We start from the raw sequence: 22,038 nt of genomic DNA on the forward strand, positions 1-22,038 counted from the left end.
GGGATAAACGGATGACCATGTCAGCGGGAACAGATGTGCGCTGGGTTTACTCTTTCGGTGGGGGGAGTTCCGATGGTGATGCCAGCATGCGCAATCTGCTCGGTGGTAAAGGTGCGAACCTGGCAGAAATGGCGACACTCGGTCTGCCAGTGCCTCCAGGATTCACCATCACGACAGAGGTCTGCACGGCATATTATGAGCTGGGTGAAAAATACCCGGACACGCTGAGCGGCCAGGTCGAAGCAGCGCTGACGGCGCTGGAAGAAAAGACAGACAAGAAGTTCGGCGACGCGTCGAACCCACTCCTCGTTTCCGTACGTTCCGGTGCACGCGCTTCTATGCCAGGCATGATGGACACCGTTCTGAACCTCGGTCTGAACGACACGACCACGGAAGGTCTGGCGAAATTGTCAGGCGACCGTCGTTTTGCGTTCGACAGCTATCGCCGCTTTATCCAGATGTATTCGAACGTTGTGCTGGGGCTTCCGCACCATGAATTCGAGCACATTCTCGATCAGTACAAAGAAGTGAATGACTTCCACGAAGACACAGAGCTCAGCGCTGAGAACTGGATGGATGTCATTGAGAAGTACAAAGCTGCGGTCAAAAAACTCAGCTCCAACCCGTTCCCGGAAGATCCGAAGGAACAGCTTTGGGGCGCCATTACGGCCGTTTTCGGTTCGTGGATGAACGACCGTGCGATCCTCTATCGCAAACTGAACGACATTCCGCAGGCGTGGGGCACAGCGGTCAATGTTCAGTCGATGGTCTTTGGCAATATGGGCGACTCGTCAGCGACAGGTGTTGCCTTTACGCGTGACCCGTCCACCGGTGAAAACCAGTTCTATGGTGAGTTCCTGGTCAACGCGCAAGGTGAGGACGTTGTGGCGGGTATCCGTACGCCAGCGCCAATCTCCAAAGCACGCGCTGAGCGCATCAACTCTGACCTGACGCCGCTCGAAGTCGAGATGCCAGCGGTTTACGAACAGCTTGTCGACGTCGCACAGACGCTCGAAAAGCACTATCGTGACATGCAGGACATTGAGTTCACGGTCGAGAACAACAAGCTCTACATGCTGCAGACCCGTAACGGTAAGCGTACGGCAGCCGCGGCGCTGAAAATCGCAGTGGATATGTGCCATGACGGCCTGATTTCCGAAGAAGAAGCGGTGCTGCGCCTCGAGCCGGGTCAGCTTGACCAGTTGCTCCACCCGACCATCAAGCCGGAAGCAGAGCGTGATCTGCTCGTTCAGGGCCTGCCTGCGAGCCCGGGCGCTGCTGTTGGTAAGGTTGTCTTCAGCTCTGATGAAGCGGCTGAAATGGCTGCGGCTGGTGAGAAAGTCATTCTGGTTCGTCTTGAAACGAGCCCGGAAGACATTCACGGCATGCACGCTGCTCAGGCAATTGTCACAGCACGTGGCGGTATGACCAGCCACGCAGCGGTTGTTGCGCGCGGCATGGGCCGCCCATGCGTCTGTGGTGCCGGTTCCATGCAGATCGACGAAGCCGGCGGTATTTTCCGCGTCGGTGGTCGCGAAGTGAAAAAAGGTGAGATCATCACGGTCGACGGCGCAGAAGGTCAGGTGCTTTTCGGTGAAGTCGAGATGTCTCAGCCGGATCTCTCCGGTGATTTCGGTGAGCTGATGGTCTGGGCAGACCGTGCACGCAAGCTGAAAGTCCGCACCAATGCGGAAACACCAGCAGACGTCGAGACAGCGAAATCCTTTGGCGCAGAAGGCATTGGCCTTTGCCGGACTGAGCACATGTTCTTCGACGCTGAGCGTATTCCGGTTGTTCGTGCAATGATCCTCGCGTCGGACACGGCAGGCCGTAAAGCTGCGCTTGGCAAGCTTCTGCCATTCCAGCGTGATGACTTCGCGGAGATCTTCCGCATCATGGAAGACCGTCCTTGCACGATCCGTCTGCTCGACCCGCCGCTTCACGAATTCCTGCCGCATACAGACGCGGACATTGAGGAAGTCGCGAAAGGCACCGGCCTTGACGTGAAAGCGCTCAAAGCTCGCGCAGATGAGCTCCAGGAATCAAACCCGATGCTCGGTCACCGCGGTTGCCGCCTCGGTATCACCTATCCTGAGATCTACGAGATGCAGGCACAGGCTATTTTTGAGGCCGCCATCAGGGTTGCCGAAGAAACAGGCCATAAGCCAATTCCGGAAATCATGATCCCGTTGGTTGGCACGAAGAAAGAGCTCGAAATCCTCAAAGGAAAGATTGAAGGCGTTGCGAAGTCTGTGTTCGCGGCAGCTTCAACTGAGCTGGAATATCTCATCGGTACGATGATTGAGCTGCCGCGCGCTGCTCTGCGCGCCGGAGATATTGCAGAAGAAGCTGAGTTCTTCTCATTCGGCACGAACGATCTGACCCAGACAGCGCTCGGCATCAGCCGCGACGACGCGGGTCGCTTCCTCAAGGCCTATGAAGAAGCGGGCATCTACGAGAAAGATCCATTCGTCACGATCGATCAGGATGGCGTTGGCGAACTGGTGAAAATCGGTGTGGAGCGTGGTCGTCAGACCCGCCCGGGTATCAAGCTTGGCATTTGTGGTGAGCATGGCGGCGATCCGGCTTCCATCTATTTCTGCCACAACACGGGCCTGGATTATGTTTCCTGCTCCCCATTCCGCGTGCCGATCGCGCGTCTGGCCGCAGCGCATGCCGCTCTGAGAAAAGCTGACTAAGTCGGTTTTCTGAGCACAAAAAACAAAGGACCCGGTCTGAAACAAACGCAGGCCGGGTCTTTTTTTGCGATTCTGAACGTGAAAACCTTCTGCTGAGAGCCGGCTAATCGCTGTCTTTTGCTTAAATTTTTGTGAAGAATCGTCTTTTCTGCGCTCCGGGCTGCGACATAAAACTCCAAGAAAAACATATAAGTAAGCGAGTTCTAATGCATAACTCGCGAAAGGGTTGCATGCGCAACTGCCTTTCAGGCCTTGCCTTCGAGGATAAAACCAGTATCTACGACCGACTTTGCACAATCATTGGCATGGTTCGACTTTGTAACTTTTGCCAACTACTCAAGACAAACCGAAGCAATTCGGGCAAGAACACAAGTTGGGGATTGTTTTAGAGATGTTAAACTCTTCTAAGACTTCTTCACGTATTGGTCTGCGTCAGCGGTCACTTCGGAGCCGCGCTACCGCAATGTGGACAATGCTGTCTGACAAAGACCAACGCGTCACGCTGAAGCGTGGTGCTGCCATTTCGGCTTGCGTGATTACAGCTGCCGTTGCTCTGCCGACCCTTCAGGGACGTGTAGAGAACGAAGCTTCTAAAGCTGAGTTCCGTGAAGAAGCGCAATTCCTTGCGGAGCGCATCGAGACACGTGCGCCTGTTCAGAGCAAAGACGATGCTGCTGTTCTGAATAACCCGTGGATGCGGACCGTTGAGTATGCGTTGAAGCGTGAGCCTGATTCCATGCTCGACAAGTTTGGTCAGCGTTATCGTGACCTTGCTGCGCTTGCCTCCTTCGCGTCCTTCGATCCTGCTCATCTCGAGCTGGCGGACAAGTCTGGCAAGGAAGTCGATTGTCTGTCCAAGGCGATCTACTATGAAGCGCGCAGCGAAAACGTGCTTGGCCAGATTGCCGTTGCTGAAGTGATCATGAACCGCGTGAGCGACTATCGCTATCCAGACTCCGTCTGTGGCGTGGTCTTCCAGGGCTCTGAACGCTCAACGGGTTGCCAGTTCTCCTTCACCTGTGATGGTGCCATGGATCGCGTCCCACGCGGCAAGACATGGAAGCGCGCGCAAACGGTTGCTGCGCATGTCATGATGGGCCTCAACAAGCCTCTGACAGGCACAGCGACGCACTATCACACCGATTACGTTGATCCGGTCTGGAACCAGCACCTGATCCGCACGAAAACGATCGGTACGCATATCTTCTACCGCTTCCCAAAAGGGAAGGAATGGACAGAAGTGCGCGAACGTACGTCACGCGAGACTTAGAAGTCTTCGAAGAGAGTTTCAGAAGAGCGCCAACTGGCGCTCTTTTTTGATTCAGAGCGCATCCATACCGAGATCGAGATTGATCGCGGAATGCGTGAGAGCGCCTGACGAGATGAAATCAACGCCAGTTTCTGAAATTGCGCGTACGGTCTCAAGGGTAACGCCGCCCGAGGCTTCGGTCACAAAGGCGCCATTCACCATGCTTACGGCGGTTTTCAACTGATCAACAGGCATATTATCGAGCAGGACGGCATGTGGCTTGAGCGGGATGACGATCTCGAGCTGATCAAGCGAGTCCACTTCGACTTCAACCATGCGCAGATGGCCAGCATAGGCGAGGGCGCGTTCCACGGCCGTTGCAATGTCGCCGCAGGCGGCGATGTGGTTGTCCTTGATCATGATCGCGTCATCGAGACCATAGCGATGGCTTGTGCCACCTCCGCAACGCACAGCGCGCTTTTCAAGTGCGCGATGCCCAGGTGTTGTCTTGCGCGTGCAGACTATGCGGGTTTTGGATTCCCCGATTGCATCAACAAATGCCGATGTCAGCGTCGCAATGCCTGAGAGCCGCCCCATGAAGTTCAGCATGGTCCGCTCAGCAATCAGGATAGAGCGTGCTTCGCCCTCCAGCGTGGCGACAGCCTGACCGGGCGAAACCGCTTCGCCGTCCTGGGTCTGAATAGAGAGGCTGACGGTCGGGTCTACGAGTTTGAGTGCCAGCGCGGCGGCATCAAGACCGGCAATGACACCGTGTTTGCGTCCAGTGATCTGGGCGCGAAATTTTGTACCGACGGGAATGGTGGCGTCTGTTGTCAGGTCTCCAGCACGACCGAGGTCTTCTGCCAGAGCAAGTCTGACAATCGGCTCAAGCACGATATCCGGGAGCGGGGGAGGAAGTATCTTCATCAGGCAATCTCGAATCCGGTCTGAAAAACGGGGGCTGCATTGGCCCCTTTATAAAGGAAGGTTCGTCTCGCAGTGGCTGCGTGGTCAGGGAAATCTTCCCGGAAATGCCCACCGCGGCTCTCTTCGCGTTCGAGCGCGCAGGCCACAATCAGCTTTGCGACGGTCACAGGTGCAGGCTCTGTTTGCGGTGTGAAGTGCATGCTGGACATCTCGCCAAGTCGTTTCGAAAGGCTGGTGAGTCCGTCTCTGTTACGAACGACGCCGCAGTCCTTGGACATGGCGCGGCGGAGCAGCTGCATATTGTCTGAGCTTAGAGACGCCGGCGGCGTGTAAGGCGTAATGCTGCCAGCTGCAGGGATATCGCTGTCTCGCAGTCGATCAGCAATGCGCGCTGAGAAGACCACCGCTTCGAGAAGAGAGTTCGACGCAAGTCGGTTTGCGCCGTGCGCTCCGGTCGAAGAACACTCGCCGCAGGCTGACAGACCTGCCAGGCTGGTACGCCCCCAGATGTCCGTCACGATGCCGCCCATATGATAGTGCGCCGCGGGTGCGATCGGGATGATCTGTGTCACTGGATCGATCCCTGCCGATTGGCACGTGGCATACACGGTGGGGAAATGGTCGATGAAGTGCGATCCGACGGCTTCGCGTGCGTCCAGAAACGCGCCATTTGGGGATAGCCATTCCTTGTGAACGGCACGGGCAACGCGGTCTCGTGGCGCCAATTCGCCGGCAGGGTCGTATTTCGGCATAAAGGGGGTGCCATCGCGATTGACGAGGCGGGCGCCTTCGCCGCGTAGCGCTTCGGTCGCCAGGGGCGCTGGATCGCGGCCAATATCAATGGCGGTAGGATGGAATTGGACGAATTCCAGATCCGACAGAAGAGCGCCTGCGCGATAGGCCATGGCAATGGCGTCGCCGCGTGCCTCTTTCGGATTGGTCGTTACAGAAAAGAGGCCGCCTGAACCGCCTGTGCAGAACACGGTTTCGTCAGCGGGCAGCGCGATTTGCTCGCCATCAGTATCTTCAGCGAGGACGCCAGCCACCCGGCCATGCTCGTCCTTCAGGAGCTCAATGGCGCGAAGTCCATTTGAGATTTCAATATGTGATGCCTGCAGTACCGCTGCAGACAAGGCTTCCATGATGGCTTTCCCGGCGAGGTCGCCGGCAACCCGTGCCACACGCGGATGACTGTGTGCGGCTTCCAATGACAGGGCGAGGGCGCCATTGGGCGTCTTGTCGAAGGGGACTCCCATCTCAAGCAGATCGCGCACACGTTCCGGCCCGGCTTCCGCAATCAGTCTGGCTGTCACGGGATCAACGAGGCCGTCGCCTGCAATCAGCGTGTCCTGAGCATGCGATTCCGGCGAATCCTGAGGACCTAAAGCGGCGGCAAGCCCGCCTTGCGCCCAAGCGCTTGAGGCGGCTGTACCGATGGGGGCAGGGCAGATCACCCTGCAGCGGCGCGGTGCAAGGCGCAGCGCAAGGAAGAGGCCGGCAAGGCCCGCACCAACGATTAAAACATCCACGCGATCCGTCATGCGATCGGGTCCCGCACTGCACTCATACTCGAACGCTGTTTCATAATGTTAGGAAATGGTCCCATCAGATCGGCGAAATTCAGCCATATGAAACCCCCATGAAACGAGAACACCTTTCATGAGGTCAGCTGATTTGATCGTCAGTTTGAAATTGTCCGGCTTGTAGCCGCCGTTTGGCTCGCCCTGAACGAACTCTTCGATCTGAGAGGTGATGACGAGCTGATCGTTTACCTGCGTTGCTGTGCAGGATTGGCGGACTTGCCAGGTGTCGGTCATGCAAACCTGTGTTGCTGTGAGCTCGCAAGAAAACCGTGACGGCGTATCCGTTTGCAGCAAAAGCGCATTGCCAGAGAATGTGCATTCCGGCCCCGTATTGGCGATAAACGTCCATTCGCCAGCGATTTCGGCATCGGTAATGGGCGATGAGGCCTGAGAGCTTTGCGCCAATGCAGGCGCAGCGATCAGTTGAGCAGCGGCCAGCAGGCTGGCAATACGGATCGACTGTCTCACGGAATGCCTCCTTATCTGTCCCGGGCTTTCAACGCTAATAGGCGTTCAGCGTGGAACATTCGCCTCGTCTAAAACGCCAGAATACGCACACATTCAGTTGAAATCGAAATCACGTTTGTGTCCAGACTGTTCGGGGCGCATTTTCGGCGTTGGTGCTGGTTTGTGCATGCGCAGACTGTCAGCAAGCGGCCCCTGATCGAGATCCTGTCTCTTTCAGGGGCCTTTGTGATCAGGCACCCAGTGTTTCGATCTCTTTCGGAGCGAGACCGGTTTCGAATGGGCGCGCTGTCTTTGGGTTCGGAAGCGCGAGCATTGCGTCGATGGCTTTCTTTGCCTCGATCCGAACGTCTTCATCTACCAGCACTTCATGCTTCATCTCTTTCAAAGAGTCATAGATGTTTTCCAGCGTAATGCGCTTCATGTGCGGGCACAGATTACACGGTTTTACAAACTCGACGCCTGGATTGGCTGACGCCACATTGTCACTCATCGAACATTCGGTCAGCAAGACCACCTTGTTCGGCGAGCGCTCCGACACATAGTTCGACAGAGCTGAGGTCGAGCCAGCAAAGTCAGCAGCCTCGAGAACGTCTGGCGGGCACTCCGGGTGCGCAAGGATCAGCACGCCAGGGTGAGCGTCACGCAGGCCGTGAATATCCTCAGCGGTGAATTGCTCATGCACTTCGCACCGGCCGTCCCAGGTGATGATCTCGATATCTGTTACCGCCGCGACATTGCGAGCGAGATATTTGTCAGGGATCAGGATCACTTTGTCGACGCCCCATTCGGCTGCGACATGCTCAACTACCTGAACCGCGTTTGACGAGGTGCAGCACACATCCGTTTCCGCTTTCACGTCGGCGGTTGTGTTCACATAAGTCACAACAGGGATGCCGGGATATTTCTGTTTGATCAGACGAATATCTGCACCCGTGATAGATTCAGCCAATGAGCAGCCTGCTTCCATGTCCGGAATGAGAACCGTTTTCTCCGGTGCGAGAATCTTGGATGTCTCGGCCATGAAGTGCACTCCAGCCTGAACAATGACTTCGGCATCAACACTTGCGGCTTCGCGTGCAAGCTGAAGCGAGTCACCGCGAAAATCGCCGATCAGGTTGAAGATATCAGGTGTCATGTAGTTGTGAGCCAGCACGACCGCGTTGCGGGACTTCTTGAGCTGGTTGATACCATGAACGAGTGGCGCAATGCCTGGCCATTCCATCGGGGTGATGAAGTCTTTCACGTCATCATACAAATGGTCGGTCGCAGCACGAACCTCATCATTATAGGAGAGGCCACGTTGTTCCAGCGCGCTGGGCGTGCGGCGTAGAGCCGGCATATCGCAACCAGGTGCAGCATCAATAATTCGGGCCATCATTCCCTCCTTTACTCTGGGGCAGGACCCCTTTTGCTCAATCTGAGTATTATATGGGTAGACAAAGACGCCAATTCAAGATCGTTCGGCCTTGAAGAGGAGATTTGAGAACCCTTTTGCCCAATTTGAGCAAAACTCAGGGCGTCACAAATACGTCAAAGTTATTGCTCTGGCAAGTTCTTAATTGGACGATTTTGAGCGGCAAGAGTTCCCAATTTCGTGAACTTGATTTTGTTTGGCGATCAAAATCTGCCAAAAAAGGCGAGGTTTGAGAAAAACTCATCCATCAGCGGCGATATTCTGATGCTTGCGCGCCGACTTCAATTGTTGCCGGGACGCAAGATTTGTTCGGCCGCTTTGCGTAGCGTCTGCGGGATTTCAGCGGGGCGGCGTGTTTTCTCATCGACATACACATGTGTGAAGCGTGCTTCACCGGCAGCGTCGTCCGAACCTTCTGAAAACAACCCGATGCCGTAGGTGATCGAGCTGCGCCCGATCTTTGTGACACACAGGCCCGCATCAATACGCTCCGGCCAGCTGAGGCTTGCATGATAGGTGCAGGCGGTTTCAACGACCAGTCCGACAATATCTCCATGCGGAACAGGCATTTGCGCGGCATGTCTCAGCCAGTTGTTCACCGCCGTGTCGACATATTCATAATAGACGACATTGTTCATGTGCCCGTAAGCGTCGTTATCGTTCCACCGCGTTGTGAGCGTGGAAAAGTGTAGGTAGTCAGATCGCCTGGCGCGCGGTCGGGACAAGGGACAACTCCGGAGACGTTTTACTGGGACGAGACAGATTTACGGCCTGGAGCCGGACGTTCAACCCGTGACCTATTTCTTTCGAGGGGTCTGAACACCCAATGCCGCTTTCTCATTCAGGATTTCGCGGCGAAAGCGGAAGCGCTCAGCGGGGCGGCCGCCTGTTGCGGTTTCAAACTCTCCAGTTCCTTCGACAAAATTGGATTTTTCCAGGGACCTTCTGAAGTTCTGCTTGTGAATGCGCAGGCCTAAAATGCCTTCCACAGTCTCCTGCAGCTCTGACAGCGTAAACGTGTCGGGCATGAGCTCGAACACGACTGGACGGTATTTGATCTTGCCGCGCAGTCGCCCCATGCCGGTTGCCAGAATGCGCCGGTGATCGGACCGCATCTGTGCGCCGATCACGCGCTCCGAGAGGCCGTGCGGATAGTCTTCCCCGCGATCACGCCAGGCTTCCGGAACAATCTGTGCTTCATAGAGCAATTCGTAGCGCTCCAGCACGCGCTCCTCGACCCAGCTGCGTCCGTCCAGACCGAAAGCGAGGCATGCCCGTGCCCAGGCTTCCTGCTGTTCATCGCGTGAGGGCAGGCGTTCTGCCCAGGCCTTGAGAAGCGGGCTGAGATCGGTGTTTATAAAATCAGGCAGTGATTTTCGGTGATCTTCCCACGGGAAGTAACGATACCAGTCTCTCCAGACGGCTTCGAACGCGCCAATCTCGGTCGCTTCCGGTGTCAGAGCAAGGTATCCGACCGAGATGATCCTCGACAATGGCGAGACATCATCAAGACGTGCGGTCGGAAGTTCGCGCCCCCTGTCGCCGAATGTATAAAGTTGCTCCACATAGCCGAGATCGAAACCGGTTTGCGCCGTCACCCAATCACGCAGGCCGATCTCAAATGTGCGGTGACCTTCCGGATCGAATGGACCAAAAGGCAAGCCATCCAGTCCCAGCGGACCAGTGGCACGTGTTGCCAGAACGTGAGGCACGCCATCAATGGCGGCGACGATCACCGCTGTCAGACCGACACGCAGACTCATCAGACCCAATGGCCTCGCACCTGATCGTAACGCGATGGAATATTGAAGGGCACGGCTTCTTCCGCGAATTCATGCGCATTCATGCCAGCAACGGCGTCCATCATCCGACCTTCACGCTTCAAAATCCGGTCGGCCATCTGAATGATGCGGCGGTTGGGCTTGGCGGTTCTTGAGGCGCGCCGGATAGCATTTGCGATATTGCGTTCATCAATGTCGGGATTGTGCAGGCAGGCTGTGATAAAGGCGCTGGCGGAGGATCGGCTTATGCCAGCCCAGCAGTGGATCAGCAGCGGATCATTCCGGTCCCAGTCTTTCACGAATTCGATCAGCCGCACGACATCATCTTCTTCAGGTGGCTTCAGGCCCGCCATCGGTTCATCAATGTCATCAAATGAAAGTTTCAGGTGCTGGTCATCACCGAGCCCGTCGACAACCGGGAAGGCGTCACCGGGCGCCAGCAAGCTGACAACGCGCCTGGCGCCATGCTGGCGTGCATAGTTGGCGGCATGCGTGCGAGACGTCACCCAGATTGTCATGTTTCCCCCGCTTGTTTCATGCCGCGCTATTTAACCATATTCTGCAGAGCGTGAAACCTTTTCAGGAATTCGGACTGCGCTTGCGGCGCCGTCATTGGGACAAGCGGGTCGGTCAGTCGGATATCCGGTTTGCCAAAAATCTCGTCAGCTTCGTCGGCGCTGAAGCCTGCCAGCACGACGGCCTCATGCCAGGCACTGATGTGATCTGCGCGTTTTATCAGCTTGTGTAAATTTTTTGGCATCACTGCAGGAAGACCGAAACGGATGTGAATGGCCCGTTCCAGACGGTCTTCGAAGACCCGATAATCTACTCCAAGCGCTGCTTTGAACGGCGAAATCATATCGCCAATTACATATTCGGCGCCGTCATGCAGCAAGGCGGTCAGGCATGCATCGATCGAAAGACCCGGTGATAGTTCACGGCAGAGTTCTTCGACGAGGATGCTGTGCTGGGCGACAGAAAAGGCATGTTCACCAAGGGTTTGTCCGTTCCAGCGCGCGACACGGGCGAGACCATGAGCAATATCCTCGACTTCGATATCGAGCGGTGACGGATCAAGAAGGTCCAGTCTGCGGCCCGAAAGCATGCGTTGCCAGGCACGTGGTGGGACCTTTTTTTTAGCAGCCATTCTGGGCTCTCCGGACTGTGGAAAAGGTCAATGAAACGTAAAGAAAATCTGTCAAAATATGAATGAAAACAGATAGTTTCGTCATAATTGAGCCTAAGGAAATCGTATTTTCGATACGCTTCATTAAGGCTGTGCGGTGTACTCTGTCCACACTCCGAGGGAGAGAGATAAGAATAATGTTTGATGTGATGGTGAACCTGGTGCAGCAACCAGCTGTACCTCTGATCGTACTTTGCGTGGCAGGTGTCGCGGTGGTGTTTGAGGCACTCCGTGTCAGCCGTGAAGCGCTGTGGAGCGATCTGTTCGACGAATAAGCGTCCATTTGAGGCGCGGGTGATAATATAATGAAAAGCGGGCGGCCATCGAGCCGCCCGTTTTCATTTCGGGCAGCCGCGCTAAAACAGGCCATGAGCACATCCATGCGACTCGATAAATTTCTCTTTGACGAAGGCCTGATGAGCAGCCGTACAGAGGCACAGGCGGCGATCGTTGCCGGTAAGGTGCTCGTGAATGGTCAGGTCGTGACGAAGGCATCATTCAAGATCAGCCCGGATGATCATGTTGAGGCGGAGAAAGCACATCCCTTTGTCTCGCGTGCGGCACTCAAACTCCAAGGCGCGCTTGAGCAGTTTCCGGTCGCTGTGAATGGCAAGGTCTGCCTGGATGTCGGAGCTTCGACGGGTGGTTTCAGTCAGGTGCTCATCGAAGCGGGTGCAGAGCATGTTTACGCGATTGATGTCGGCCGCGACCAGTTTCACAAATCACTTCGGGATGAGCCGCGCATTTCTTTATTCGAGCAGACCGATGCACGCGAAATCAGTGAAGCGCTGATTCCGTTGCTAATTGATCTTATCGTGTGTGATGCGAGCTTCATCGGCCTTGAGAAAGTCCTGCTGCCTGCCTTGCATATGACCGGGCCGGAAGCTCAGGCTGTTCTGCTTTTCAAACCTCAGTTTCAGGTTGGACCCAAACATGTTGGCAAGGGCGGTATCGTGAACGACGAGGCAGCTGTGGATCAGGCAAAGGCCAACTTTCAGGACTGGCTGGAACATCAGGGTTGGCTGGTGAAGGCCTGGGCACCATCACCGATTACTGGTTCAGATGGCAATCAGGAATGGCTGGTCTGGGCCTGTCGAGCCGGATGAACTGATCCGCTTTCCTTTTCTCCGCGTCTGAATGTATCATATGTTAGGGGGAAGGAGCCGTTTCATGTCTGAAGCCAGCCCAATCTCGAAATCCTTGTCTCGTGCGAAATATATTGGCGCGCAGGGGCTGCGAAGCCTCTGGTATGGCGGTCATTACACCTATGTCCGGCGAAGCGCTGGCGGCTTTACCCGACCGGGCGAGCCTCCATTCCGTCCCGAGCACGGCATCCCAGACATGAAAGCGATGCGCAGAGCTTATCTCAAAGCGTTCGAAACCGATCTTGCCAATATAGAGGCGGGTCTGTATCCGCGCCCTCGCGACGTCCGGCTCTCTCAGCTCCGCAGAACGTTGAAACGGTCTCGGCGTTTCCTGAAGGATGCACGCGACGTTGATGACCGGCGTCTGCATCGCAATGGTTCCGAGGTTCGCGACGCTGCGGACGCTAGTGTTTATCCCACTTATTACCGCCAGAACTTCCATTATCAGTCGGGTGGATGGTTCAGCGATGACAGCGCGGACATTTACGACACGCAGGTCGAGGTGCTGTTCGGAGGCGCGGCTGATGTAATGCGCCGGTGTGTACTCGGTGAAGTTGCTCGTCAGATGAAGGGGCGTGATCAGCGCGCGACGTCCTTTCTTGATCTGGCGTGTGGCAATGGCCGGTTTTTGAACCTTGTGCTCGATGCATTCCCGAGGCTGGCCGCCAGCGGCCTGGATCTGTCGCCTAACTACACGGAGAAGGCTCGCAGCGCAGTCCGAGACTGGCCGCAGGCAGACATCATTCAGGGGCAGGCTGAAGCCATGCCGCTTCCTGATTCCAGCATGGATATGATTGTCAGCATTTATATGTTCCATGAATTGCCGCCGAAAATCAGAAAAGCGGTCGCGGGTGAAATTGCGCGTGTTCTGAAATCTGGCGGTGTCTTCATCTTTGCGGACTCGCTGCAGTTCGACGATACGCCTGAGCTGAACGCCTTGCTGGAATACTTTCCGGAAGGCTTCCATGAGCCGTACTACAAATCTTACCTGCGCGAGGATTTTGATAGCCTCTTTTCAAAGCAGGGGCTGGTGCCAGACAAGGTGCAGCCTGTTTTTCTGACGCGCATACAAAGATGGAAGAAGCCTCTATGAGTGAACAGCCAGACGCATTGAAACTGCTGGACTTCTGGATATCTGCCGGGCCAGAGAAATGGTTCAATGGCGGGGAAGCCTTTGACGATGCATGCCGTGCATATGAGGCGCTTTGGGAGGCCGGCCGTGATGGTGAGCTCCACCATTGGGCAGAGACGGCTTCGGGCATGCTTGCCCTATTGATCCTGCTCGACCAGATACCGAGAAACATTTTTCGTGGCGAAGCCAAGCAGTTCTCGACGGATGCAAAAGCACTGGGCCTTGCGGGTCTGGCGTTGGATGCTGGCTTTGATCATTCACAAATGATGCCGGTGAAGAATTTCTATTATCTGCCCTTCATGCATTCGGAAAATCTTGAAGATCAGCTGAAATGTTGTGACCTGTTGAGGCCACTCGACAGCATGCAACACTATTATTTTGCGCTGCTCCATATGGATGCGATTGCCCGCTTCGGCCGGTTCCCGCACCGCAATGCTGTGTTGGGCCGGGAAACAACAGACGCAGAGCGCGCTTATCTGGAGACGGGTGGTTTCGGCGCGAGCCACTGAATACGAAAAACCGCATCCTGGATGTACAGTCCGGACGCGGTTTCTCTTGTTCGTTTAAAGTTTTGCTCAGTTAGAGCGAAGCTGTGAGCGCGGAAATATCACCGCCGTTTTCATCGAGCTTCGCTTCGAACTGTGAGCGCTGCTCAATGGCAAGCCACAGGTCCATTGCCTGAATGTCGATGACTTTCCAGCTGCCATTATCATTCTTCAGGCGCCAGCTGACATCTTCCAGATCCTCGGAGCCATCGCCTTTGGCGGTCGTTTCGACCACCACGTCGTCTTCGCGACGCTCAACGGTATCTTCAATTTCAAAGGAGACACCTGCCATATCGCTCAGATGTGTCTGCAGCTGTTCGGCGAGATAGCCGCGAAAGGCATCCTGATAAGCGGCCAGTTCTGCGTCAGATGCGGAGCGGGCTGCAGATCCCAGAGCGAAGCGACCGATTTCCTCGACATTGATGTATTCGAGGAGCTGTTCAGCTTCCGTGGCATCAAGTGTGCCATCGCTGAGATAGGATTGAATATCGTTATTGGCCGCTTCTACAACAGCTTCAGCTGAGTCAGAGGCCATTGCGAAGGCAGGTGTTGCGACTGCCGCAACAGCAAACGCGCTGACGATCATTTTATTCAGCATGGTCTTTCCTTTCACGATCAACGTGGGATGAGAACGAACGATCTGTGCGCTCGGTTCCCGGTGTTGAATTAATTGTTGGTCACGTCTTCCGTGGTGGCTTCGTCTTCGGTGATGTCCTTGATGACGTCTTCAGTCGCATCACCGGCGCGATCGAGTGCGTCGCCAGTCTCGTCGGCAAGCTCACTCATTGTGGTATCCATGCGAGCGCCAGCTCCTTCGAACGAGCCTTCCTGAAGATAGAAGAATCCCATGGCTGCCACAAAGACGAGAACGATGGCGCCAAGGATAAAAGTGATTGGGTTGCGTCCCATTTTCAGCTCCTGTCTGTAATGTTTCAAGAACACTCAAAAACAGAAGCGGTTCCTTGTCAGATTAGACGAGAGTAGGGCGAAGTTCGTCGCTTAGCTGACCAGCTTATACTTAAGGCGCTGTAAGAATAGGAATAATTAGCACTTCGGGTGCGTGCGGAATTAACGAAATGGAAAGCTAGTTCAATCCGGAGAAGAAGTGCCGGAAGGCCGATTGAATCTCGTCCGGGTTATCTTCGACCTTGCTGAGATCAAGGCGGAGCTTGCCATCTCGGCGAAGTTTGAAAATCCGGATTTCCCATGGACGCAGTCGCGTTGCGGTCGTCGCCTGAAAGACATCGGCAATCGGTCGGCGAAAATCGAGATCAAGAGCTGGGCGCTTTTCGGACCGGATGTTCACGACGCCGCCTTCTACACTGGAAATGTCGTTCCACTTAACCAGTCCGAGCCCATCAATCTCTGCGCCTTCGTTGGAAAGTGTCAGGGCTGGACGGTTATCGCGCGCAAGCGGCCAGAAACGAAGCGCGATGAATGTCAGAAACGCGGCGAGGAAAGATGCGACCGGAAAGTTCAGCAGCAATCCACCCATGCCGAGAATGGCTGCGGCGCCGAGCGGCAGCCATACGCGTGTCATGATATCCTGTTTGTCATAGTCGGCTGTGAAAACACGTCCTGTCATGAACCGGTCTGTCCCCGATGTCGGAGTTTGTGATCCGCAAGTACGCACGCCATCATCGCCTCGGCAACGGGCGCCGCACGTATGCCTACGCAGGGATCATGGCGGCCTTTTGTTCGAACGTCCACCTCATCGCCCTGAGCGGTTACAGATTGGCGGGGCGTCAGGATGGAAGAGGTTGGCTTCACAGCAAAGCGGGTGACAAGTGGTTGGCCGGTCGACAGACCGCCCAGCACGCCGCCATTGTTGTTTGAGAGGAAGCGAGGCGCATCATTTCCAGCCCGCATTTCATCGGCATTTGCTTCACCCGTCAGCGCCGCAGATGCGAAGCCTGCACCGATCTCGACACCTTTCACGGCATTGATGCTCATCATGGCCATAGCAAGGTCGGAGTCGAGCTTGCCATAGATCGGCGCGCCCCAGCCAACCGGGACATTCTCTGCAACGACTTCAATGACAGCGCCAACTGAAGAGCCGGACTTGCGAATGTCGTCCAGATAGACTTCCCAATCTTTTGCCGCCTCCGCGTCGGGGCACCAGAACGGGTTCTTCTCGGTTTCGTCCCAATCCCATTTCTCACGATCAATGGTCTGATCGCCGATCTGGACAAGCGCCGCGCGGATTTTGATCTCGTCGCCAAGTACGGCGCGAGCAACCGCGCCCGCTGCAACGCGCGAAGCCGTTTCGCGGGCAGATGAACGTCCACCACCGCGATAATCGCGCACGCCATATTTCTCGTCGTAAGTATAGTCGGCATGACCCGGACGATATCGGTCTCGAATTTCTGAATAGTCCTTGGAGCGCTGGTCCACATTCTCAATCATCAGACAGATCGGGGTGCCTGTCGTCACTTGCCCGCCATAGGTCGCCTCCGTGCGGTCATCCTGGAACACGCCAGACAGGATCTTTACCTGATCGGGTTCCCGGCGCTGTGTGACAAAGCGCGATGTGCCAGGCTTGCGAAGGTCCAGAAAGGCCTGCACCTGCTCCGCGTCAAGTCGAACGCCTGGAGGACACCCATCAACGACACAGCCAATGGCCGGGCCGTGGCTTTCTCCCCAGGTGGTAACGCGAAACAGATGTCCGAAGGTGTTGTGTGACATGGCCTAGAAACTGGATAAAACCGTGCGGGATCGCAAGGCCTCATTCCATAATGGCATGTGCGCGCACTGGAAAGGTCCCGACGTCCTTTATCCGCGGTGGAACCGCCGAAAATCGAAAGCCGATATTAGGAAGGGCGTCCAGATTGGTCAGGTGTTCGACGATCGGAATGCCTTGCCCCAGCAGAAGCGAATGCACAGGGCGCTCGCCTGTCTCGGTGTTGTCGATGTTGAGACTGTCGATGCCGACCAGCAATGCGCCTTTGTCGGCCAGATACTCAGCAGCCGCCACAGACAGATATGGGTGGTCTTCAAAATACTGATCAGTACCGAAATGTTGTGACCAGCCGGTGCGGATCAGAACGGCATGACCTTTGACTTTCAGCCCATCGAAGAGGTCGATGTCAGCAACGCGGTCATCCCGTTTTGGCATTCGTACGCAAAGGCCGGGAATGCTGGACACGCGTGAGAGTTCGAGACCTGTCAGATCATGACCATCGCGATAACGGTGTCGCGGCGTATCGATATAAGTGCCTGTATTCGAGTGCATACACAGCCATTGCATCGAAAATTCGGTGCCGTCGGCATAGGTGTCGTGCGACTTTTCGAATGTCATCCAGTCACAAATGATGGGTGCCGGAAGCCCTTTATAGGTCGTCAGACCATTCTCGATGGTGTGGGACAGGTCGATATAACGCATCACCAATCTCGCCTTGATGCTTGTTCCTTTCACCTTTGGCGCATACCTGTGTAGGCGCAAAGTGAATTTTTCCGTCCAGGAGAAAGAAGAGACTATGTCCGGCAAGGAAATCGATCAATTCATTCCAGCGTCCCCAGACTATGAAGACCGCAAGGATGCGCCGCCGCCTGATGATAAGGTGTTCTTCGCGAAGGACGATCCGTTCGATCTGTTCGCGGACTGGCTCGCTGAGGCGTCAAAGAGTGAATTGAATGATCCGAATGCCATGTCGATTGCGACAGTGGATGACGATGGCATGCCGAATGTTCGCATGGTTCTTTTGAAGCATGCCGATCCCGACGGGTTTGTATTTTACACAAATTTCGAAAGCCAGAAGGGACAGGAATTGCTTGGCCAGCCAAAAGCTGCGCTCTGTTTCCACTGGAAGTCTCTGCGCCGGTCGGTTCGAGTTCGCGGATTGGTCGAGCCAGTCGGTGATGATGAGGCAGACGCCTATTTCCAGTCCCGCGCGCGAGACAGCCGGATTGGTGCCTGGGCAAGCGAACAGTCGCGTCCTCTGGAAGGGCGCTTTGCGCTGGAAAAGCGCGTTGCGCAATTTGCGGGGAAGTTTGGTCTGGGCAAGGTGCCAAGACCCCCGCATTGGTCTGGCTTTCTGATAAAGCCCGTTTCCATCGAGTTCTGGCGCGATCGGCCATTCCGCCTCCACGACCGACTTGTCTTCAGTCGCGAAACGACATCTTCGGGCTGGACGACTAAACGGCTCTATCCATAAAAAAACGCGTGCCATCAGGCACGCGCCAAGGACTGTCGAGCTGTTTTTGGGCGATCAGCGTCCGACAGGATTCTTCAGGATGATTTTTGCGCCGTCAGGCAGACCAAGCTCAGCAAAACTGTAGGTGAGCTTTTCACCATTGGGCTGGCTCATTTTGCAAAAGTCGCGGCGTTCCCGTTCGAATTCAATTTCGAATGTGTCACCGCCCTGGTGGTCGATATCGACGTCAAAAAATTCCTTCGTCGTACAGCCGGACGCCGCAACGCGAATTGAGATTTCATTGTCAGCAATGTCTGCCGCGTAAAAGCGTTCTGCATCTTCAGAATAGCGCATGCGGTGCTCATCGACATCTGCATCGACAATGACGCAGCCTGCGGAGAGGAGTGTCAGACCTGCTGCGCCAAAAAGAGCGAGAGATTTCATGTGAGAAAAACCTTATTGAAAAGCGATAATCATCCTTATCGCTTTTCAATAATAACGGTCAAGTGTCTTTTTCGAATGGTCTGACGTCAGAACTGGAAACGATTGCCAAGCCGCAAGACAAGCTGAGACTGCACAGACTGAAAATCATGTGGGAAATCGTCAGAAGAAATGATGGCGCCATGGCCGAACGCGACAAACAGCTCGGTTTGAGGACGAATTTCCCAGCGCAGACGATTAAACAGTGAGAATGCCTCGGAGATGTTATCGTATTGCGCCTGAATGGACATGGAGAGGTCCGGCGTGAAATTCACCACCCCATTCACAGAGGCGATTCGAATGGTCACATCGCCGTTGGGCACGGAAATGTCTTCCTCAGAATACTGGGCCCGGATGTTCCAGTAAGGGGATGGACGGGCCATGGCGGTGATGTCGTATTTGAAATTCTCACCACCGTAAAAGTCTTTGTATTCGACTTCGGCATTCAGCCCCCAGGCACGGAAGAAGGATGATTGAAGTCGCCCCCACGCGCCATAACTCTGATATTCGCCAACCGGGACGACGATACCGTCCGGCAGGTTGAAGGGGGCATTCACGACTTCGAGATTCTCAAAGATCTTGAATTTAAACTCGTCAGTGGCGCGGTTCTGAAACTCGAAGCTCGCCGAGTTTTCGCGGGTCTGGAGCGATCCGTCCAGATCGGTGATATACTGATTGTCCGTTCCAAACTGATACCACAGAAACATGCTGTCCTGAGGCCGGAAACGGCGACGCCATTGCGCAACATAATCGCGAATACCGGCCCGATTTACAAAACCGAGGGCAGGGCGGAAATCCTCGCCGATCTGCCGTGCGCGCACCGTCCAGTTCCATTTGTCATTCGGTGCATCAATGCGTACACCAAAGGAGTCGTCATCTTCATTGGAGGTGATGCTCCGCTGATAAAAGGCATCCGCCTGAAAGAAGCCGCCAAGCAGATTGCGATTGGTATACATATAGTCGATGCCAAAGACGGAATTGTCCGTCCTGCCCGTTGGGTCGCCATTCGTTGCGATGAAACCAAGACGGTTTGATGGCGTCAGATTGCGGGTGGCGCGTGCAACAGACAGGGTTTGTGCGTCGATGCCTTCGGCTTCTCCCATTCTGGCGGTTAGGACGCCGACGTCGAAACCGGCATAGCGTCCACTGAGCTTCCCACCATATTTCAGATCGACCGCAGATCCGTTCACAATGCCAATGCGCCGGGAGAAAAATGGCTGGCCATTTGGTGACTCAGCAAAGGTTTCGCCAGCAAATTCAAAGACGGATGCATCCTGAAGGAAGAAGTCGCGCGTTTCTGCGCGAAAGAGCGAGAAGCGACCCGTATTGATCTGTCGGGTGTCGAGCGGCGTATCGGAGAAATCCGCGTTATAGGTCAGAAGCCCCGTCAGTCCCGGCGTGAACTTGTAATAGAGACTGCCGGACGGGTCGAAACTCAGATCGTCATCGCGTGGACGGTCCCAGTCTCGCGATGCGGTGATCTTTCCCTGTACCTCGATGTCGAGACCCATGCCCTGATCAACATCCCTGATGCCAACCATTTTGCCGGGGCGCCGGAACTCCCAGGGCAGAATCCCCGGGTCGATTGCGGCCCAGCGAACCTCCTCACTTTTGTGAGAAATTTCGCGGGTGATCATGATGTTCCAGCTTTCGGCATTTGGATTGAAGCTGATCGAGCGGAACGGGATGGCGATTTCTGACGTCCAGCCTTCGTCATCAATATTGGAGGCGACGTCCCAGATCGTATCCCAGGCGACATTCGGACTGCGGCCTTGCTGCAACAGGCGATCGAGACGTGCACCCAACGCGTTGATGCCAAATGCAAAGCCGCTGTTTCCCGTGTTGAACGGATCGATATAGAAGCGGAGCATGTCATCGCGCCAGACTTCGCCATCGCGTTCCAGGATCGATGTCAGAATGGAATCGGGATTTTTGTCATACGCCCGGATGGCGATGTAGAGGTTTTGCGAATCATAGGCGAGATAAACGACGGTTTCTTCGTCTGGCGGGCCGATATCCGGTTCCACCTCGTAAAACTCTGTAATGACGGCTGCTTTTGTCCAGGCCACATCGTCCAGAATGCCGTCGATTTCCGGTGCATCGATCCGAGCGAGCCGCGTCGGTCGGACTTCCGGCTGATAGGTCGCAAAGTCCCGTGTGCTTTCTTCCTGAGCGCTGACCTGTGTTCCGAGCGCAGTCAGGCACAAACACAAGCCGCTCAAAAGGCTGAGTGTACGCAACGCCAGTTTCCCCCAAAGATTGTTTCTGCAACCTTTTAGACGTCCGCAGCGCCGTCGCAATGGGGGACAATCGTTTGTCGTTAGCTGCGTGCTTTTCTGCCCACAGCTGTGAAAGCCTGTTCAGAAGAGCCCGATTATTGGGCTGTGGCGTCTGATCAGAAGTTGTAGTCCTCGGATTTCCAGCCGGGATCGGGATATTCTGGCGCCATTTCCTCGAGCGTGCCACGAATGATTCGTGCGATCATTGCATTCCGGCGGGATTTTGAATCGGAAGGCACGACATACCAGGGCGCATGATCGGTCGAACATTTCTCGACCATTGTTTCGTAGGCATCCATGAAATCGTCCCAGAGCTCTCTGTCAGCAAGATCTCCCGGATTGAACTTCCACCTCTTGTGCGGCTCTTCCAGGCGAGAGCGCAATCGTTCCGCCTGTGTGTCCTTCGAAATGTGCAGCATGAATTTGAGGATGCGCGTACCGTTTTCCGTCAGATGCTTTTCGAAGGCATTGATCTGGTCGTAGCGACGTTTGATCGTGTCCTTATCGGCAAGTTCGCGGACTTTGACGACGAGAACATCTTCATAGTGTGACCGGTCAAAAATACCGATAAATCCCTTTCGGGGCGCAGCCTTATGGACGCGCCAGAGATAATCATGCTCCAGCTCCAGGCCTGTTGGCTTCTTGAACGCTGTGACATTCAAACCGAGCGGGCTGGTAACCGAGAAGACGGATTTGATCGTGCCGCTTTTCCCCGCCGTATCAATGCCTTGCAGAATGACCAGCAAAGCCTGCTTGCCTTCTGCGAACAGTGTATCCTGAAGGGTGTTGATGGCGTGTGCATCTTCTTCCGTGCTCGCCCGGGCGACATGTTTGTCTGCAAACAGGTCTTCATTGCGGGTCGGGCGGTCCTTGAGGTCGAAGGATTTGCCAGGCTTTGCGATGAGGGCGTCGACGACGTCCTCGGAAGTGGGAATCTCGAATGACATGTATGAAAACATGCAATGAAAAAAGCCGCCCGGATAGTCCGGACGGCTTTGATGTTTCGAGACACATGAC

23 protein-coding genes are annotated in these 22,038 nt (G+C 55.2%); 7 read left to right on the top strand and 16 right to left on the bottom strand.

Going from position 1 to position 22,038, the window contains the following annotated elements; all coding sequences use genetic code 11:
- The first annotated feature begins 11 nt into the window (after nt 1-11).
- Together ppdK and ACFQDM_RS04215 are read left to right on the top strand one after the other, a co-directional pair.
- On the top strand, nt 12-2,699 hold the full coding sequence (ppdK, locus tag ACFQDM_RS04210) for a pyruvate, phosphate dikinase (protein WP_377375905.1): 2,688 nt from the start codon (nt 12-14) through the stop codon (nt 2,697-2,699).
- Between the two features lie 472 nt (nt 2,700-3,171).
- Nucleotides 3,172-3,969: a cell wall hydrolase gene (locus tag ACFQDM_RS04215; RefSeq protein ID WP_377375907.1), complete on the top strand. Its 798-nt coding sequence runs from the start codon at nt 3,172-3,174 to the stop codon at nt 3,967-3,969.
- 51 nt (nt 3,970-4,020) lie between these two features.
- Here the strand turns inward: ACFQDM_RS04215 and nadC are convergent, their stop codons facing one another.
- The 8 genes from nadC to ACFQDM_RS04255 all read right to left on the bottom strand — a co-directional run bounded on the left by nadC (nt 4,021) and on the right by ACFQDM_RS04255 (nt 11,268).
- Nucleotides 4,021-4,875: a carboxylating nicotinate-nucleotide diphosphorylase gene (gene nadC / locus ACFQDM_RS04220; protein ID WP_377375910.1), complete on the bottom strand. Its 855-nt coding sequence runs from the start codon at nt 4,873-4,875 to the stop codon at nt 4,021-4,023.
- Complete coding sequence (locus tag ACFQDM_RS04225) at nt 4,875-6,416, bottom strand: L-aspartate oxidase (RefSeq protein ID WP_377375913.1); 1,542 nt, start codon at nt 6,414-6,416, stop codon at nt 4,875-4,877. Before ACFQDM_RS04225 ends, nadC begins: the two co-directional genes overlap by 1 nt.
- Before the next feature lie 48 nt (nt 6,417-6,464).
- Entirely contained in the window at nt 6,465-6,926 is a 462-nt protein-coding gene (locus tag ACFQDM_RS04230; RefSeq protein WP_377375915.1) for a hypothetical protein, read from the bottom strand.
- Nucleotides 6,927-7,155: 229 nt separating this feature from the next.
- Nucleotides 7,156-8,301 (bottom strand): quinolinate synthase NadA, encoded by a 1,146-nt coding sequence (gene nadA / locus ACFQDM_RS04235; protein ID WP_377375918.1) that lies wholly within the window; start codon nt 8,299-8,301, stop codon nt 7,156-7,158.
- 320 nt (nt 8,302-8,621) lie between these two features.
- Complete coding sequence (locus tag ACFQDM_RS04240) at nt 8,622-9,065, bottom strand: acyl-CoA thioesterase (RefSeq protein WP_377375921.1); 444 nt, start codon at nt 9,063-9,065, stop codon at nt 8,622-8,624.
- A gap of 72 nt (nt 9,066-9,137) precedes the next feature.
- The gene (locus ACFQDM_RS04245) at nt 9,138-10,103 is read right to left on the bottom strand and encodes an NUDIX hydrolase (protein ID WP_377375924.1); all 966 of its coding nucleotides are present in this window, start codon (nt 10,101-10,103) and stop codon (nt 9,138-9,140) included.
- A complete protein-coding gene (locus ACFQDM_RS04250; RefSeq protein ID WP_377375926.1) occupies nt 10,103-10,639 on the bottom strand; it encodes a tyrosine phosphatase family protein in 537 nt (178 codons plus the stop codon). The genes ACFQDM_RS04245 and ACFQDM_RS04250 overlap by 1 nt, the downstream gene beginning before the upstream one ends.
- Before the next feature lie 26 nt (nt 10,640-10,665).
- The gene (locus ACFQDM_RS04255) at nt 10,666-11,268 is read right to left on the bottom strand and encodes an HD family hydrolase (protein WP_377375928.1); all 603 of its coding nucleotides are present in this window, start codon (nt 11,266-11,268) and stop codon (nt 10,666-10,668) included.
- Between the two features lie 176 nt (nt 11,269-11,444).
- Here ACFQDM_RS04255 and ACFQDM_RS04260 point away from each other — a divergent pair, with 176 nt between their 5' ends.
- From ACFQDM_RS04260 to ACFQDM_RS04275, 4 genes are all read left to right on the top strand, one after another.
- Nucleotides 11,445-11,582, top strand: coding sequence for a hypothetical protein (locus ACFQDM_RS04260; protein WP_377375931.1), 138 nt, complete (start codon nt 11,445-11,447; stop codon nt 11,580-11,582).
- 105 nt (nt 11,583-11,687) lie between these two features.
- Nucleotides 11,688-12,413 (top strand): TlyA family RNA methyltransferase, encoded by a 726-nt coding sequence (locus tag ACFQDM_RS04265; RefSeq protein ID WP_377375935.1) that lies wholly within the window; start codon nt 11,688-11,690, stop codon nt 12,411-12,413.
- Nucleotides 12,414-12,477: 64 nt separating this feature from the next.
- Nucleotides 12,478-13,545 (top strand): methyltransferase domain-containing protein, encoded by a 1,068-nt coding sequence (locus ACFQDM_RS04270; protein WP_377375938.1) that lies wholly within the window; start codon nt 12,478-12,480, stop codon nt 13,543-13,545.
- On the top strand, nt 13,542-14,093 hold the full coding sequence (locus tag ACFQDM_RS04275) for a DUF924 family protein (RefSeq protein WP_377375940.1): 552 nt from the start codon (nt 13,542-13,544) through the stop codon (nt 14,091-14,093). Before ACFQDM_RS04270 ends, ACFQDM_RS04275 begins: the two co-directional genes overlap by 4 nt.
- A 70-nt stretch (nt 14,094-14,163) precedes the next feature.
- On the opposite strand, the gene ACFQDM_RS04280 is transcribed toward ACFQDM_RS04275, so the two are convergent.
- From ACFQDM_RS04280 to ACFQDM_RS04300, 5 genes are all read right to left on the bottom strand, one after another.
- Nucleotides 14,164-14,727 (bottom strand): MlaC/ttg2D family ABC transporter substrate-binding protein, encoded by a 564-nt coding sequence (locus ACFQDM_RS04280; protein WP_377375943.1) that lies wholly within the window; start codon nt 14,725-14,727, stop codon nt 14,164-14,166.
- 68 nt (nt 14,728-14,795) lie between these two features.
- Nucleotides 14,796-15,038 carry a hypothetical protein gene (locus ACFQDM_RS04285; protein ID WP_377375946.1) on the bottom strand — a complete coding sequence of 81 codons (243 nt, stop codon included), beginning with the start codon at nt 15,036-15,038 and terminating at the stop codon, nt 14,796-14,798.
- Between the two features lie 175 nt (nt 15,039-15,213).
- The gene (locus tag ACFQDM_RS04290; protein WP_377375948.1) at nt 15,214-15,714 is read right to left on the bottom strand and encodes a hypothetical protein; all 501 of its coding nucleotides are present in this window, start codon (nt 15,712-15,714) and stop codon (nt 15,214-15,216) included.
- On the bottom strand, nt 15,711-16,814 hold the full coding sequence (aroC, locus tag ACFQDM_RS04295) for a chorismate synthase (RefSeq protein ID WP_377375951.1): 1,104 nt from the start codon (nt 16,812-16,814) through the stop codon (nt 15,711-15,713). The genes ACFQDM_RS04290 and aroC overlap by 4 nt, the downstream gene beginning before the upstream one ends.
- Before the next feature lie 40 nt (nt 16,815-16,854).
- Entirely contained in the window at nt 16,855-17,544 is a 690-nt protein-coding gene (locus ACFQDM_RS04300; RefSeq protein ID WP_377375953.1) for a cyclase family protein, read from the bottom strand.
- A gap of 61 nt (nt 17,545-17,605) precedes the next feature.
- Here ACFQDM_RS04300 and pdxH point away from each other — a divergent pair, with 61 nt between their 5' ends.
- A complete protein-coding gene (gene pdxH / locus ACFQDM_RS04305) occupies nt 17,606-18,283 on the top strand; it encodes a pyridoxamine 5'-phosphate oxidase (protein ID WP_377375955.1) in 678 nt (225 codons plus the stop codon).
- Between the two features lie 54 nt (nt 18,284-18,337).
- Here pdxH and ACFQDM_RS04310 read toward each other — a convergent pair whose 3' ends face one another.
- The 3 genes from ACFQDM_RS04310 to ACFQDM_RS04320 form a co-directional block, all read right to left on the bottom strand.
- Entirely contained in the window at nt 18,338-18,706 is a 369-nt protein-coding gene (locus ACFQDM_RS04310) for a hypothetical protein (RefSeq protein ID WP_377375957.1), read from the bottom strand.
- An 86-nt stretch (nt 18,707-18,792) separates the two neighbouring features.
- Complete coding sequence (locus ACFQDM_RS04315; RefSeq protein WP_377375960.1) at nt 18,793-20,982, bottom strand: sugar-binding protein; 2,190 nt, start codon at nt 20,980-20,982, stop codon at nt 18,793-18,795.
- A 155-nt stretch (nt 20,983-21,137) separates the two neighbouring features.
- Nucleotides 21,138-21,968 carry a polyphosphate kinase 2 family protein gene (locus ACFQDM_RS04320; RefSeq protein WP_377375963.1) on the bottom strand — a complete coding sequence of 277 codons (831 nt, stop codon included), beginning with the start codon at nt 21,966-21,968 and terminating at the stop codon, nt 21,138-21,140.
- Between the last annotated feature and the right edge of the window lie 70 nt (nt 21,969-22,038).

Source organism: Ponticaulis profundi, assembly GCF_042659465.1.
Taxonomy (GTDB): domain Bacteria; phylum Pseudomonadota; class Alphaproteobacteria; order Caulobacterales; family Hyphomonadaceae; genus Ponticaulis; species Ponticaulis profundi.